This is a genomic window from Xanthomonas sp. NCPPB 3761 (assembly GCF_041475705.2).
Lineage (GTDB): Bacteria > Pseudomonadota > Gammaproteobacteria > Xanthomonadales > Xanthomonadaceae > Xanthomonas > Xanthomonas phaseoli.
The window spans coordinates 1210090-1224449 of record NZ_CM191262.1; the positions used below are offsets into that span (position 1 = coordinate 1210090).

12 protein-coding genes are annotated in these 14360 nt (G+C 63.8%); 8 read left to right on the forward strand and 4 right to left on the reverse strand.

Translation table 11 applies throughout. The features are described from left to right. The first annotated feature begins 258 nt into the window (after positions 1–258). The 3 genes from ACCQ00_RS05310 to ACCQ00_RS05320 all read left to right on the forward strand — a co-directional run bounded on the left by ACCQ00_RS05310 (position 259) and on the right by ACCQ00_RS05320 (position 2943). Positions 259–1356, forward strand: coding sequence for an OmpA family protein (locus ACCQ00_RS05310; protein WP_008571649.1), 1098 nt, complete (start codon positions 259–261; stop codon positions 1354–1356). A 191-nt stretch (positions 1357–1547) separates the two neighbouring features. Next, positions 1548–2063, forward strand: a complete 516-nt coding sequence (locus tag ACCQ00_RS05315) for a hypothetical protein (protein WP_007968908.1) — start codon at positions 1548–1550, stop codon at positions 2061–2063. 19 nt (positions 2064–2082) lie between these two features. Then, a complete protein-coding gene (locus ACCQ00_RS05320) occupies positions 2083–2943 on the forward strand; it encodes a pseudouridine synthase (protein ID WP_039575130.1) in 861 nt (286 codons plus the stop codon). On the opposite strand, the gene ACCQ00_RS05325 is transcribed toward ACCQ00_RS05320, so the two are convergent. Together ACCQ00_RS05325 and kbl are read right to left on the reverse strand one after the other, a co-directional pair. After that, positions 2894–3286, reverse strand: coding sequence for an HNH endonuclease (locus ACCQ00_RS05325; RefSeq protein WP_017156233.1), 393 nt, complete (start codon positions 3284–3286; stop codon positions 2894–2896). The two genes, ACCQ00_RS05320 and ACCQ00_RS05325, sit on opposite strands and share 50 nt — an antisense overlap. Before the next feature lie 2 nt (positions 3287–3288). Then, positions 3289–4497 (reverse strand): glycine C-acetyltransferase, encoded by a 1209-nt coding sequence (kbl, locus tag ACCQ00_RS05330; RefSeq protein WP_017156234.1) that lies wholly within the window; start codon positions 4495–4497, stop codon positions 3289–3291. 90 nt (positions 4498–4587) lie between these two features. Here kbl and ACCQ00_RS05335 point away from each other — a divergent pair, with 90 nt between their 5' ends. The 5 genes from ACCQ00_RS05335 (at position 4588) to ACCQ00_RS05355 (ending at position 9536) form a co-directional block, all read left to right on the forward strand. After that, on the forward strand, positions 4588–5685 hold the full coding sequence (locus tag ACCQ00_RS05335; protein WP_039575133.1) for a sulfate ABC transporter substrate-binding protein: 1098 nt from the start codon (positions 4588–4590) through the stop codon (positions 5683–5685). 3 nt (positions 5686–5688) lie between these two features. Beyond that, positions 5689–6549 (forward strand): sulfate ABC transporter permease subunit CysT, encoded by an 861-nt coding sequence (gene cysT / locus ACCQ00_RS05340; RefSeq protein ID WP_017156236.1) that lies wholly within the window; start codon positions 5689–5691, stop codon positions 6547–6549. Continuing rightward, positions 6546–7499, forward strand: coding sequence for a sulfate ABC transporter permease subunit CysW (cysW, locus tag ACCQ00_RS05345; protein WP_039575136.1), 954 nt, complete (start codon positions 6546–6548; stop codon positions 7497–7499). Before cysT ends, cysW begins: the two co-directional genes overlap by 4 nt. A 7-nt stretch (positions 7500–7506) precedes the next feature. Continuing rightward, positions 7507–8553, forward strand: coding sequence for a sulfate/molybdate ABC transporter ATP-binding protein (locus ACCQ00_RS05350; protein ID WP_017156238.1), 1047 nt, complete (start codon positions 7507–7509; stop codon positions 8551–8553). A gap of 266 nt (positions 8554–8819) precedes the next feature. After that, a complete protein-coding gene (locus ACCQ00_RS05355) occupies positions 8820–9536 on the forward strand; it encodes a TorF family putative porin (protein WP_017156239.1) in 717 nt (238 codons plus the stop codon). Positions 9537–10287: 751 nt separating this feature from the next. Here the strand turns inward: ACCQ00_RS05355 and tdh are convergent. Together tdh and ACCQ00_RS05365 are read right to left on the reverse strand one after the other, a co-directional pair. After that, complete coding sequence (gene tdh, locus ACCQ00_RS05360) at positions 10288–11322, reverse strand: L-threonine 3-dehydrogenase (protein WP_017156240.1); 1035 nt, start codon at positions 11320–11322, stop codon at positions 10288–10290. A gap of 552 nt (positions 11323–11874) precedes the next feature. Then, positions 11875–14298 (reverse strand): TonB-dependent receptor, encoded by a 2424-nt coding sequence (locus ACCQ00_RS05365; protein WP_080950359.1) that lies wholly within the window; start codon positions 14296–14298, stop codon positions 11875–11877. Positions 14299–14360 lie beyond the last annotated feature (62 nt).

The following is a 14360-nucleotide window of genomic DNA, read 5'->3' on the forward strand; positions in this document are numbered from 1 at the left end:
AGTTTCCTTAATTGGGCTGCGGTTCATGCAGGTGCGATCCCCGAATTGGGCGCCCGGTCCTTTCCTTCATGAAGCTGTATACGTAGGATTGCTTGGCGTTGCGGGACCTGGTGATTGCTTTCACATGTTATATGACCGTTAACGCGATCTTCACCGAGGCCGGCTTAATCTGCGCCCCGATGGCTCTGGATGTGACGAGCATCTTTACCAAGCACAACGCCTCTATCGGTTTTATCTCCCAAAGAAGGAGCTGTATAAATGAACAAGAAAATTCTCACTGCCGCGTTGCTCGGCGGTCTGGCAGTTGCCCAGGCTGCTTCCGCGCAGGAGTTCGACGACCGTTGGTACCTGACCGGTAGCGCTGGCTTCAACTTCCAGGACAGCGATCGCCTGACCAATGATGCCCCGTTCGTCACACTGGGTCTGGGCAAGTTCGTCAGCCCGAACTGGTCGATCGACGGTGAGTTGAACTATCAGAACCCGAACTTCGATGCCAACCAGGATCTGAACTGGAGCCAGTACGGCATCTCGTTCGACCTGCGTCGCCACTTCATCCAGGAAGGCCGCGGCTGGAACCCCTACCTGCTGTTCGGTCTGGGCTATCAGCGTTCGGAAGAAGAATTCGACGCGACCCCGAACCCGGTTTCGCCGGGCCAGCAGAAGGACGGCAACTTTGCCGCCAAGGCTGGTGTCGGTCTGCAGACCACCTTCGACAAGCGCGTCGCCGTGCGTGCCGAGTTGGCCTACCGCGCTGACTTCAACGACCAGAGCGTTGCCGCTCCGCGCGAAGACTGGTTCGGTGACGTGCTGGCTTCGGTCGGCGTCGTGATCCCGCTGGGACCGGCTCCGTCGACCGCTCCGCCGCCGGCCCCGGCTCCGGTTGCTCCGAGCTGCGCCGATCTGGATGACGACGGTGACGGCGTCAACAACTGCGACGACAAGTGCCCGAACTCGCAGCCTGGCCAGACCATCGGTCCGGACGGTTGCCCGGTTCCTGTCTCGATCGACCTGAAGGGCGTGAACTTCGACTTCAACAAGTCGACCCTGCGTCCGGATGCCGTGTCGATCCTGAGCGAAGCGACCGAAATCCTGAAGCGCTACCCCGACCTGAAGGTCGAGGTTGCCGGTCACACCGACTCGAAGGGTACCGACGCGTACAACCAGAAGCTGTCCGAGCGTCGTGCGACCACCGTGTACGACTACCTGACCAAGAACGGCGTCGATGCGTCGCGTCTGGTCGGCCCGATCGGCTACGGCGAGAGTCGTCCGATTGCTCCGAACACCAACCCGGATGGTTCGGACAATCCGGAAGGTCGTGCGAAGAACCGTCGTACCGAGCTGAACGTCCAGAACTAATCGGACCGCTAGCTTGCTGCACACAAAACCCGGCCTTGCGCCGGGTTTTGTCTATGCAGGCCCCGGAAAAGCGCGCTCAAGCGCTGCCGATCCTGTCTGTGTTGCCATCCAGGCACGGTTCCTGTTGAAACAGCGTTCATCGCTGCCTACACTCGCCGCGTCAATACCACACTCATACCTGGAAGAACCCGATGCTGCGTACCGCTACGGCAGGACTGCTCTGTCTCGCTCTGATCCCCGCTGCCTACGCCGCTCCGAACTGCGCCGGCAGCATGGTGTCCCAGCCGCTGCCGTTGCCCGCCACCGTGGTTGCACCGGCGGCTGCCGAGTTCTACACCCGCAGCGTGCAGCTGGGCATGCCCACCGGCGTGCTGGCACAGCCCTATAGCAGCGACCAGTCGGTGGATCGCGTGCTGCTGCGCCTGCGCGTGGAAGGCTGCCAGGATCTGGCCAAGGTCATTCCGCCCGGCGGCACCGTCAACCCGAACGACCCGGCTGCCTACAAGGCCACCACCGCGTTCGACAACACCCCGTGGCGCTTCGACATGAGCCAGAACGGCAAGCGCATGACGGCAGAAGAATTCGATGCCTGGATGAAGGCCCGCGGTGTGCGCGTGGTCAAGGCACGCCCGGCCGCTGGCGCGGCACCTGCCGCGGCAGCGCCCGCAGCACCTGCGGCCGACGCCAAGTCGGTCGAAAACAAGTAAGCCCTGCGGTCGGGACGGCATGCCCCGGCGACCTGCGCCGGCACCGTCCCGGCAGCGTCAGCGCGGTGCGGGAGCGGCCGGTCCAGTGCGCACGTCTGCTGCCGCATCTGCCAATGCCGTGCCACGCCATGGGCTGGCGCGCGTGCTGTCCAAGCTCGGCGTGTGTTCGCGCACCGAGGCGGCGCGCTGGATCGCCGATGGCCGCGTCAGCGTGTCGGCCCGTGTGGTGCGCGACCCCGAATACCCGATCCGCGGCGATCAGCAATCGTCCATCACTGTCGACGGGCATCCGCTTGCGGGACCGGCGCGTTGCTATCTGATGCTCAACAAACCGCGCGGCATGGTCACTACCGTGCGCGACGAGCAGGGCAGGGACACGGTCTACCGTTGCTTCGATGGCGCGGGCTTGCCGTGGATCGCGCCGGTGGGGCGCCTGGACAAGGCCAGCGAGGGCCTGCTGCTTTTCAGCAACGACCCGCAATGGGCGGCGACAGTGACCGACCCGGCAACCGGGCCGGACAAGACGTACCACGTGCAGATCGATTGCCGGCCGAGTGCCGCGCAAATGACGCAACTGCAGGCCGGTGTGGCCGATCCCGATCTTGAGGGAGAGGGCGCGCTGTTGCGCGCCAAGCAGGTCAGCGTGCTACGCGAAGGCGAGCGCAATGCCTGGCTGGAAATCGTGCTGGACGAAGGCCGTAACCGGCAGATCCGCCGGCTGTTGGCCGCCATGGACATCGGCGTGCTGCGGCTGGTGCGCGTGGCGATCGGCGCGCTGGCGATGGGAGAGCTCGGCAAAGGCGCGTGGCGGATGCTGAGCGCCGAGGAAGTCAGGGCGTTGGTGCCGGCGGCGCACGCCAGCGCGCCAGACGCGCGCTGAGCAGGGCGCTCACCACCTCGACCGCACGCGCGTTGCCGGCGCCGTTGGCATCGTGGCGGCGCCCCTTGGCGTGATTGCAGCCGGCACAGGCCAGCGCCAGATTGCGCGCATCGTTGGCGTCCTCGCCCACCAGCGCGCACAGCGACGCGGCCGCGCGACGACCGAACCAGGCCTGCGGCACCACGTGTTCCAATGTGGTGTGGCCCAGCGGTTCGCCGTCGGCGCGCACCTGCAGCTGCCGACGGCAGTGCAGGCAGCGTGTCTCCCAATGGCCGTCGCGCAGCTGCGCCTGCGCATCGGTCTGCGCCGCCAACAGCAGCCGTTGGCGCAGCACCGTGCGCATGCTCAGGCGTCGACGACCTTGAGTTCGCGCCCGATCTTGATGAACGCTTCGATCGCTTGATCCAGGTGCGCGCGCGTATGCGCTGCGCTGATCTGGGTGCGAATGCGTGCCTGGCCTTTCGGAACCACCGGGAAGAAAAAGCCGATGGCGTAGATGCCTTCTTCCAGCAAGCGCTCGGCGAACTTTTGCGCCAGCGGTGCGTCGTACAGCATCACCGGGCTGATCGGATGTACGCCCGGTTTGACATCGAAACCGGCGGCGGTCATCCGCTCACGGAAATACCGGGTGTTTTCGACCAGCTGGGTGCGCAGCTCGCCGGCGGCGTCCAGCATCTCGAAGGCTTTGATGCCGGCGGCCACCACGTGCGGCGGCAACGAGTTGGAGAACAAGTACGGGCGCGAACGTTGGCGCAGCAGTTCGATCACTTCACGCTTTGCGGTGGTGAAGCCGCCCAATGCGCCGCCCATGGCCTTGCCTAGCGTGCCGGTGAAGATGTCGATCTTGTCCATCACCCCCTTGACCTCGGCCGAGCCGCGACCGGTGGCGCCCAGGAAGCCGGTGGCATGGCATTCGTCGATATGCACCAGCGCGTTGTACTTACGGGCCAGGGCCGTGATCTCGTCGAGCGGGGCGATGAAGCCGTCCATCGAGAACACGCCGTCGCTGGTGATCAGCTTGGTCTTGCAGCCGGCGGCGTCGGCGGCCTGCAGCTGCGCTTCCAGGTCGGCCATGTCGCAGTTGGCGTAGCGGAAGCGCTTGGCCTTGCACAGGCGCACGCCGTCGATGATGGAGGCATGGTTGAGCGCGTCGGAAATGATGGCGTCGTGCTCGCCGAGCAGCGGTTCGAACAAGCCGCCGTTGGCATCGAAGCACGCCGCGTAGAGGATGGTGTCCTCGGTGCCGAAGAACTCGGCGATAGTGCGCTCGAGCTGCTTGTGCAGGTCCTGGGTGCCGCAGATGAAGCGCACCGAGGCCATGCCGAAGCCGTGGCTGTCCAGCGCGTCCTTGGCGGCCTGGATGATGTCCGGGTGGTCGGCCAGGCCCAGATAGTTGTTGGCGCAGAAGTTCAGCACACGGCGGCCATCGGCCAGGGTGATCTCGGCCGACTGCGGACCGGTGATGATGCGCTCGGACTTGAACAGGCCTTGGGCCTGGATAGCCTCCAGTTCGGCGGCGTAATGGGCGGTCAGCGCGGCGGGAGCGGTGGTCATGGCGGTCGCAGTGGCAGAAAGAAGCGCAATTTTAACGATCACGGTGGCATACCACTACGTCATGCAATATCGGCATAAGCGGCGGCGCGGATGTCATTTCACCGCCTGCGTGCCGCTGCGCAGCATGGCATGCTTGCTGTTCAGCTGTGCTCAACCGGCCAGGAGATCGTCGTGACATACCCCCGTTTCCGTTTTGCCTCCCTTCTTTGCGCCTTGCTGGTCCTGGCCGGGCCGGCTGGTGCACGCGAGATCGGGCTGCTCAACGTGAGCTACGACCCCACCCGCGAGTTCTACCGCGACTACAACGCCGCCTTCGCCGCGCAGTGGAAACAGCAGCACCCGCAGGACACCGTCACCGTGGAAACCTCGCACGGCGGCTCTGGCAAGCAGGCGCGCGCGGTGATCGACGGCATCGAGGCCGACGTGGTGACCCTGGCGCTGGCCTACGACGTGGATGCCATCGCGCAGAAGGCCAAGCTGATCGATGCCGATTGGGAAAAGCGCCTGCCCGACAACAGTGCGCCGTATACCTCGACCATCGTATTCCTGGTGCGCAAGGGCAACCCGAAGAACATCCACGACTGGCCGGACTTGCTGCGCTCGGGCGTCGCGGTGGTGACGCCGAACCCGAAGACCTCCGGAGGCGCGCGCTGGAACTATCTGGCCGCCTGGGCGTATGCCGACCACATCTTCAAGGGCGACCGCGAGCGCATCCTGCGCTATATGCAGGCGTTGTTCCGCAACGTGCCGGTGCTGGATACCGGCGCGCGCGGTGCCACCACGACGTTCGTGCAGCGCGGCATCGGCGACGTGTTGCTGGCCTGGGAAAACGAAGCATTGCTGGCGCGCGAGGAACTGGGCAAGGACAAGTTCGAGATCGTGGTGCCGAAGTTGTCGATCCTGGCCGAGCCGTCGGTGGCGCTGGTGGACAAGAACGTCGACAAGCATGGCACCCGCGAGGTGGCCGAAGCCTACCTGCGCGATCTGTACGCGCCCGAAGGGCAGAAGCTGGCAGCCAAGCATTTCTATCGCCCGCGGCATCCCGAATTCGCCGATGCGGCCGACATGGCGCGGTTTCCAGACATCAAGCTGGTGACCATCCAGCAGGCGTTCGGCTCGTGGGAGAAGGCGCAGCAGGAGCACTTCGCCGACGGGGGCGTGTTCGACCAGATCCAGGCCAACAAGTAGGCGATGTCGATGTCGGTTGCACCCCACCCAGCGCCGTCATCGCGTCGACGCGTGATGCCGGGGCTGGGCCTGAGTCTGGGAATCACCCTGACCTGGCTTGGCCTGATCGTGCTAATCCCGCTGCTGGGCATCTTCATCAAGACCAGCGGGTTGGGTTGGGAAGGCGTGTGGAAGGTCTGGAGCGAGCCGCGCGTGCTATCGGCGCTGCGGGTGAGCTTTGGCACCGCGTTTGCGGCCGGCGCCTTCAACGCAGTGATGGGGACCTGGGTGGCGTGGGTCTTCGTGCGCTACAGGTTCCCGGGCAAGCGCTTTTTCGATGCGGTGATCGATCTGCCGTTCGCGTTACCCACGGCGGTGGCCGGCATTGCGCTGACCGCACTGTATGGCGGCAACGGGTGGGTAGGGCGCTGGCTGGAGGCGATCGGGATCAAGGTGGCCTATACGCAGCTGGGTATCGTGCTGGCGTTGGTCTTTGTGGGCCTGCCTTTCGTGGTGCGGGTGGTGCAGCCGGTGCTGGCCGAGAGCGATCGTGAAATGGAGGCTGCCGCCGCCACGTTGGGTGCCTCGCGCTGGCAGACCGTATGGCGGGTGGTACTGCCTGGGCTGTGGCCGGCAGTCTTGACCGGCTTTGCGCTGGCGTTTGCGCGCGGCGTGGGGGAGTACGGCTCGGTGATCTTCATTGCCGGCAACCTACCCAATTCCACGGAGATCGCGCCGCTGCTGATCACCATCCGGCTGGAAGAATTCGACTACGCCGGCGCGACGGCCATTGCCGCGGCCATGTTGTTGCTGTCGTTCGTGATCTTGCTGGTAGTCAATACGCTGCAGGCACGGCTGCTGCGCTATCAACGGAGGCCCGTATGAACGATGCTGTTTCATCGCTGCCCTCCATGTTGCCGACCCATGCCATGACCCAGCAGGCGCGTCGCATCAGCGATTCGGCTACCAACGAGCCGCGTTGGGTGCAATGGCTGATGATCCTGGGGGCCGTGCTGTTTCTGCTGGCGTTCTTGCTGCTGCCGCTGGTGCTGGTGTTCGCCGAGGCATTGCGTGGCGGTTGGGAAACCTTCCTGCGCGCGGTGGTCGACCCGGACGCGTTGTCGGCGATCAAGCTGACCTTGCTGGTGACGGCGATCGTGCTGCCGTTGAATCTGGTATTCGGCGTGGCCGCAGCGTGGGCCATCAGCAAGCATCAGTTCTGGGGCAAACGTCTGCTGGTCAGCCTGATCGACCTGCCGTTTTCGGTGTCGCCAGTGGTGGCGGGCCTGATCTTCGTGCTGATCTTCGGCCGCAGCGGCTGGGCCTGGCCGTTGATCGACGAAGGCTGGCATGTGCAGCTGCCGGCGCTGGGCGAATTCGTGATCCAGCTGCCGCGGATCGTGTTCGCGTTGCCGGGCATCGTGCTGGCGACCACGTTCGTGACATTCCCCTTCATTGCGCGCGAATTGATGCCGCTGATGGAGCAGCAAGGCAGCGACGAGGAACTGGCGGCATTGAGCCTGGGCGCGAACGGCTGGCAGATGTTCTGGCGGGTGACGTTGCCCAATATCCGTTGGGGCCTGTTGTACGGCGTGCTGTTGTGCGCGGCGCGTGCGATGGGCGAGTTCGGTGCGGTGTCGGTGGTGTCCGGGCATATCCGTGGACGCACCAATACGCTGCCGCTGCATTTGGAAATTCTCTACAACGAATATGCCTACAGCGCTGCGTTTGCGTGCGCGTCGCTGCTGGCATTGACCGCGCTGCTGACCTTGGCGCTGAAGACGTATCTGGAATGGCGACACGGCGATTCGCTGGCCGCCAACCACCGCCACTGAGGTGACCATGGGCATCCGCATTCACCGCCTGCGCAAGCAGTTCGAGACCTTTACCGCGCTGGACGACATCAACCTGGAAGTGCGCCAGGGCGAGTTGCTGGCCTTGCTTGGGCCCTCCGGCTCGGGCAAGACCACGCTGCTGCGGATCATGGCCGGGCTGGAGCATGCCGATGGTGGCCAGGTGCTGTTCGGCGACGAAGATGCCACCCGCATGAGCGTGCAATCGCGCCGGGTCGGCTTCGTGTTCCAGCACTACGCATTGTTCAAGCATATGGACGTGTTCGAGAACATCGCATTCGGCTTGCGGGTGCGCCGCGGCAACGAACGTTGGGCCGAAGCGCGCATCCGTGCGCGCGTGGAAGAGCTGTTGGCGCTGGTGCAACTGCAGGGGCTGGAACAGCGGTATCCCACCCAACTCTCCGGCGGCCAGCGGCAGCGCGTGGCGCTGGCGCGCGCGCTGGCGATCGAACCGCGCGTGCTGTTGCTGGACGAGCCATTCGGTGCGCTGGATGCGCAGGTGCGCCGCGACCTGCGCCGTTGGCTGCGCGAGTTGCACGAACGTACCGGCCTGACCACGGTCTTCGTCACCCATGACCAGGAAGAAGCACTGGAACTGGCCGACCGCGTGGCCATTCTCAACCGCGGGCGCATCGAGCAACTCGACACGCCGGCGATGATCTACGACAAGCCGGCCTCGCCCTTCGTGTATTCGTTCGTGGGCGCGGTGAACCGTATTCCCGGGGTGCTGGCGCAGGGGCAGATCCAGGTTGCTGGGCACGCACTGCCCCTGGCCAATGCCGCGCTGGCTGCAGGGCCGGTGGAGGTGTATGTGCGGCCGGAAGATCTGGTGCCCGACGAGGCGGGCTGGCCGGCGACGGTGGCGTGGTCGCAGCGCAGCGGCCCACGCCTGCGGCTGCGCGCAACGCTGGAACCGGCGGGCAACGAGGTGGAAGTGGAACTGCCGGCCTCGGCCGGCAGCTTTCAGCCGGGGCAGCAAGTGCGCCTGGCAGCACGGCAGTACGGGATATTTCCTGCGCAAGCAGGCGCCGGCTGAGATCGGTGAGCATGTAAGGGGATGTGCGAGGCGCGTTTCGCCTTTGCTGTGACCAATCCCCCCAATGCCCGATTTCAACCCTGGACATCAAGAATCGGCGCACGCGGTCGATGACATCGACACCTGATTCGCGCATGGGCTCTTGAGTGTGTGCGCTGGATCAAGCGAACGCGACTTTCATGTTGCGCTGCAATGACAGTTGGACTAATAAGTCCTTGCAGCCTCGCTTCGCGCCATCCCACCGTTCATCGCTCCAGGAGATGCCCATGAAGTCGTCCCCGCTCGCTTGTTGTCTGTCGTTCCTGCTACTAGGCGTTGCACCGCTTGCGCAGGCGCAGGACGAAGATGCGTCCACATCGCCGTTCAGTGGCACCTTTGCGGTGACCAGCGATTACCTGTTCCGTGGTATTTCGCAGACAAACGAAGAGCCTGCGTTTCAGGCTGGTTTGACCTACAAGACGCCATTCGGGTTGTACCTGGGGACCTGGACGTCCAACGTGGATTTCGGCGCCGGCGATCCGGATTGGGAAGTGGATGGTTTCGTCGGCTACAACACCGACCTGGGCACCCGTTGGAACTTCGACGTCATGATCAACCGCTATCAGTACCTGGGAGCGGGCGCATCCAACTATGCCGAGTTGATCACCAAGACCACATTCTTGAAGATCTATAGCGTGACGGTCGCCTACACCGACGATCTCTACGGCAGCAAGACCGATGGCTATTACTACGCCTTCGATGCCAATTGGACGTTGCCGTACGACTTTACGTTTGGCGCGCACGCAGGGCACAGCGTCTACACCTCGTCGCTGAGTCAGGTGGACCACGACTACAACGATTTCGGCGTCAACGTCGGCAAGACCTTCGGCCCGTTGGGTTTGAGCGTGGGGTATTACGACACCAGCAAAGCCGCCGAATTCGGCTTCGGGCGTCAGAATTCGCAGAACCATCTGGTGGCGACGGCGACCGTCACCTGGCCGTGATGGCGATGACTGAAGCAGCTCTGACAACCTGCAGGATCGTCGTCATGCGGGAAGCGTCGACACACTGAGTCTTTCGGCTCTGCATCCAGACTGGGTCAAGACTCGAGGCTTGGCTGGATTGTTTTTTTGAATGACTGCAGCCTGCGGATCGATCACGTGCGCAGCGGCCGATCTGCGGATCTTCGGCAGGGGGCTTGCCCCCTCACCATGGCGGGACACGCTGCAAGTACATCCTTGTCAGCGCCTTGGCGGCATCCGTGCCGCCAAGGGTCCGGCGACGGTAGCGGGCAAGCACCAGTTGAGATGGTCGGTGCGTAGAGTTCAAACGAAGCAGTCAGTAGACGATCGGCGGCAGTGTGCTTGCTCTTCGACAAAGCAGTCAGCAAATGATCTGCCGCGGTGTGTTGCTCTTCGTGAAAGCAGCCAGCATTCGATCTGACGCGGTGTGCTCGTCTTCGATGGATCCAACAGCAAATTATCTGATGCGGTGTCCTTGTCGATTGCGGGACCGTTGGCGGCATGGATGTCGCCATCGAGCCTACATGGACGTGCTTGCGGCGTGTTCCGTGAGCGGCGAGGCGCCGCGCCCTCGACCCACGAGGCGTTTATCCAGCCCCTAGCCGACCCCGCGTCTGTTGAGATGCTTCGCTAGCTCCTGAAAAAATCGCTCGCCGCATTCCTCAGCATGTGTAGGTCAGAAAACGCAAAAGGCGCCTCGCGGCGCCTTTCGCATATCTGCAGTGTCAGCCGATCAATTCCAGCTCAGCACGACCTTGCCGGCCTTGCCTTCTTCCATCAGGTCGAAGCCCTTCTGGAAGTCGTCGATCGGCAGCTGATGGGTCAGCACCTTGTGCAGCGGAAAACCTGACAGCACCAGCTGCGTCATCTTGTACCAGGTCTCGTACATCTTGCGGCCGTAGATGCCCTGCACGGTGAGGCCCTTGAAGATGATCTTGTCCCAGTCGCAACCGGCGCCACGCGGCATGATGCCGAGCATGGCGATCTTGCCGCCGTGGTACATGCAGTCGAGCATGTCGTTGAACGCGCGCGGGTTGCCGCTCATTTCCAGGCCCACGTCGAAGCCTTCCATGTGCAGGTCCTTCATCACCTCTTTCAGCGAGGTGTTGGCGACGTTGACCACGCGCGTGGCACCCATGTCGGCCGCCAGCTTGAGGCGGAAATCGTTGACATCGGTGACCACCACATTGCGCGCACCGATGTGCTTGCAGATGCCGGCCGCAATGATGCCGATCGGGCCGGCGCCGGTGATCAGCACGTCCTCGCCGATGACGTCGAATTCCAGCGCGCAATGCGCAGCATTGCCGTAGGGGTCGAAGAACGCGGCAAGCTCGGACGGAATCTGGTCCGGGATCGGCCACAGGTTGCTGGCCGGCATCACCATGTATTCGGCGAAAGCGCCGTTGACGTTGACACCGATCCCGACCGTGTTGGGGCACAGGTGCGGACGGCCGCCACGGCAGTTGCGGCAATGGCCGCACACGATATGGCCTTCGGCCGACACGCGCTGGCCGACCTGATAACCGGTCACTGCCGAACCGAGCTCGGCCACCCGGCCGACGAATTCATGACCGATGGTCAGGCCCGGCTTGATCGTGCGTTGGCTCCACTCGTCCCACAGGTAGATGTGCAGGTCGGTGCCGCAAATGGCGGTCTTTTCCAGCTTGATCAATACCTCGTTGGGGCCGGGCGTCGGCACCGGCACCTGCTCCAGCCAGATGCCCTTGTTCGCTTCGCGCTTGACCAGCGCCTTCATCGTCTGCGCCATCTGGCGGAACCTGCTGAGTGAAAGTAAGTCGGCGATTATAGGCGGGGGCCAGGCCGATGCATGTGGCGGTGCAAGAGCAATGGTCCCGGCGCAGTCTGGGCCGGTTGGTGGTGGTGATGTGGCGGTTGGCGGACAGGGCGCGTCTGTTGCCGGGCGTTGCCCCGATCCACCCTTCGGGCACCTTCCCCCGCAGGCGGGGGAAGCGCAGGGAAGCCGAGCGACAGGGAAGTCGAGCTACAAGGAAGTCGGCAAGCAGGGACGTTGAGAAGCAGGGACGTCGATAAGGAGGGAGGCCGCTGTGCAAGACCGGCCACCGCTTGGGGGAGGCAAAGGAAAAGCGGAGAAGGCAAAAGTCGATGAGGCCGAGAACGGCAAGGAAGACAGAAAGCAGGTGAGGCGAGATACGATAGGCCGAGCAAGCGCGAAGCTATGGGAACGGGCGCTGCGGACCGGCTTGAGGCGTCAAGACGCCGCCGGCCTGCCTTCTCCCGCGCGCGGGAGAAGGTGGCGCGTAGCGCCGGATGAGGGCGCTTTCAGGGGATGCAGCGCTACTTAGAACTTCACATCCAGGCTCATGAAGTACTGCCGCGGTGCGCCGACCACCATGGTCTGGTTGTAGCCGTCCGGATCGGAGGCGACGTAGCCGTTGGTGCCGGTGCTGGCGAAGTAGCGCTTGTCGGTGAGATTGCTGATGTTGAGCGCCAGCGCCACATCCGCCACCCCGCCGACACGCCCGAAGTCGTAACGCGCCCCGGCATTGAACAGCCAGTAGGACGGCACCTGCGAATCGTTGAGGAAGGTGATGTAGCGCTTGTCCACGTACTTGCCGTCCAGATCCAGGCGCAGGTTGCCGATCTGGTAGCTGGCGCTGGAAGAGAACATCAACGCCGGGATGCCCACCACGTCCTTGCCGGAGGTGGCGACCACGCCGTTGTTGAGGTAATCGTCCTGGTAACGCGAGCGATTCCACGACAACGAGTTCAACCAGCTCAGCCCTTCGGTCGGGCGCCACATCAGCGCCAGATCCGCACCGGCGCTGTGCACCGCGCCAACGTTGCTCAGGATCGCCGCGCAGGTCTGCACCGCGGTGCACGGCGAGGTGGTCAGCAGGCGGTTGGAAAACTTGGTGAAGTAGGCGTCGGCCGAGAGCTGGAACTGCTCGTCCTGCACGCGGTAGCCCGCCTGCACGGTCTGCGATTGTTCCGGCTCCAGCGTGGAGCGGCTGCGGTCGAAGGCGGCCTGCGAGGTGGCGAATGGGGTGAAGCCGAACGCCGCAATGTTCTTGCTGTAGGACGCGTACAGGTCTTGGCGTTCGTCGAGCTTGTAGTTGATACCCACCTGCGGCAGAAAATTATCTTCGGCGCGAATGCGGCCCTGTGCCAGCGCGGTGGTCGGCACCAGCGATTGCGCGCGCGTCGTGGTGTTGAGCGCTTTTGCGCCGTAATTCAGGGTCAGGCGATCATCGAGCAGGCGCACGGTGTCCTGCAGATACAACATGCGGGTTTGCGTGGTGTAGCGCTGCAGGAAGTCGCGACGGAACGGGGTCTGTGCTTCGTACACGTTGTAGAGCGAGGTGTAACCTTCGTTGCCGAGCGCGAAGTAGTTGCGGCCCTGCGTGGTGCGCGCGTTTTCTGCCCATGCGCCCACCTCCAGATCATGATTGCCCCACGACCATTTCAATGCGGTGGTGCCGCCGAAGCGATCCAGGCCGTAGTCGGTGGTGCGCATCGACAAAGGAACCTGTGCAGAGGTGGGCACATACGGCGTCACCCATTGGCCTTCGCCACGATTGCCGTGGTAATAGCCGCTGGCATCGAGCGTGGCGCCGCCGAAGACAAACGTGCCCGACAGGCCTGCCAGGTTGTCGCGACGCAGTCCGCCGCCGGCGTAATAACTGGCATCGAGCCAGCTGTAGTCGCTGGGCAGACCGGCCAGCGATTGCGGGTAGCCGTTGGCCACGCCGCTGGTGGCGCCGGTGTTCTGGTAGGCGCGCGCCATCTGCACGGCGGTGGCCCAATCCGGTTGCAGGTAATCGTAGTCCCAGCCGAGCACGCGCTGGCTGGTCAACGACAGATCCATGTAGTCGTATTCCTTGCGCCGCGAGGTATCGACGAACAGGCGCAGGCGGTTGCCGTCGCCCCACTGGTATACCGTCTTGAGATTGGCCTGTTCGGATGTCTGATCACCATAGCCCTTCCACTTGTCGGTGCTGGCATTGGCATACGACAGATACGCCGACAGCCCATCGCGATCGCCGGTGTCGGCGCGCACGAAGGTGCGGCGCGTCGCATCGCTGCCCACCGTCTGCACCAATCGCGCGCCGGGCGTGGTCTGTGGGTCGGCCGAGTAGAACTGCATGGTGCCGCCGAGATTGGTGTTGGAGGCGGTGCCGAGCGCGCCTGCCCCTTGCGCAATCTCTACCGAACCGAGGTTTTCCGAAATGATGGCGCGCGTGATGTGCAGGCCATTGGTCACGCCATAGCTCATGTTGCCCAGTGGAATGCCATCGAGCGTGTACCCCAGGCGGCTTTGGTCGAAGCCATGCAGGGTCACCTGCGTGGACCATTCGTAGGTGCCGAATGGATCGGCAGACTGGAACTGCACCCCAGGCAGTTTTTCCACCGCCTTGAACGCGCTGCTACCGGGCGTCAGCTGCTCGATGTCCTGCTGGCTGATGCGTTGCACCTGGCGAGTGCTGCCTTGTGACACCACGTTGATTGCATCCAGTTGCGTTGCATTGGCGGCGTCGGCTACAGGGGTGGCTGCCTCCGCTGCCGGAGCAACGGCAACCGGGTCAGCCGGCGAGGCGGCCTGCGAAACGACGGGAAGCAGCGTTGCCAGGGCAAGCGCCAGCGGAGTGACATGAAAGCGACGAGCGGAAGTCATGGGGGAGTCCTGTTCGGCCACGGCTGAGGGCGGACGCACGGTGCAAAGCCGGCGTTTCGCGACGCAGGGTGTCAACGGCTCATGAAACATTGATGACGGTCGCTGTCGCAAAACTGTCGTGCTCGCCCGCTATACGTGTGGTGTCCATCCGC

Excerpts from the sequence above, each read along its gene's own strand:
- cysW (WP_039575136.1), top strand. The coding sequence starts at position 6,546 with ATGAACGATGCTGTTTCATCGCTGCCCTCCATGTTGCCGACCCATGCC.
- ACCQ00_RS05325 (WP_017156233.1), bottom strand. The coding sequence starts at position 3,286 with ATGCGCACGGTGCTGCGCCAACGGCTGCTGTTGGCGGCGCAGACCGAT.
- cysT (WP_017156236.1), top strand. The coding sequence starts at position 5,689 with ATGTCGATGTCGGTTGCACCCCACCCAGCGCCGTCATCGCGTCGACGC.
- ACCQ00_RS05320 (WP_039575130.1), top strand. The coding sequence starts at position 2,083 with ATGCCCCGGCGACCTGCGCCGGCACCGTCCCGGCAGCGTCAGCGCGGT.
- ACCQ00_RS05355 (WP_017156239.1), top strand. The coding sequence starts at position 8,820 with ATGAAGTCGTCCCCGCTCGCTTGTTGTCTGTCGTTCCTGCTACTAGGC.
- ACCQ00_RS05315 (WP_007968908.1), top strand. The coding sequence starts at position 1,548 with ATGCTGCGTACCGCTACGGCAGGACTGCTCTGTCTCGCTCTGATCCCC.
- ACCQ00_RS05310 (WP_008571649.1), top strand. The coding sequence starts at position 259 with ATGAACAAGAAAATTCTCACTGCCGCGTTGCTCGGCGGTCTGGCAGTT.
- ACCQ00_RS05365 (WP_080950359.1), bottom strand. The coding sequence starts at position 14,298 with ATGTTTCATGAGCCGTTGACACCCTGCGTCGCGAAACGCCGGCTTTGC.
- ACCQ00_RS05335 (WP_039575133.1), top strand. The coding sequence starts at position 4,588 with ATGTCATTTCACCGCCTGCGTGCCGCTGCGCAGCATGGCATGCTTGCT.
- ACCQ00_RS05350 (WP_017156238.1), top strand. The coding sequence starts at position 7,507 with ATGGGCATCCGCATTCACCGCCTGCGCAAGCAGTTCGAGACCTTTACC.
- tdh (WP_017156240.1), bottom strand. The coding sequence starts at position 11,322 with ATGGCGCAGACGATGAAGGCGCTGGTCAAGCGCGAAGCGAACAAGGGC.
- kbl (WP_017156234.1), bottom strand. The coding sequence starts at position 4,497 with ATGACCACCGCTCCCGCCGCGCTGACCGCCCATTACGCCGCCGAACTG.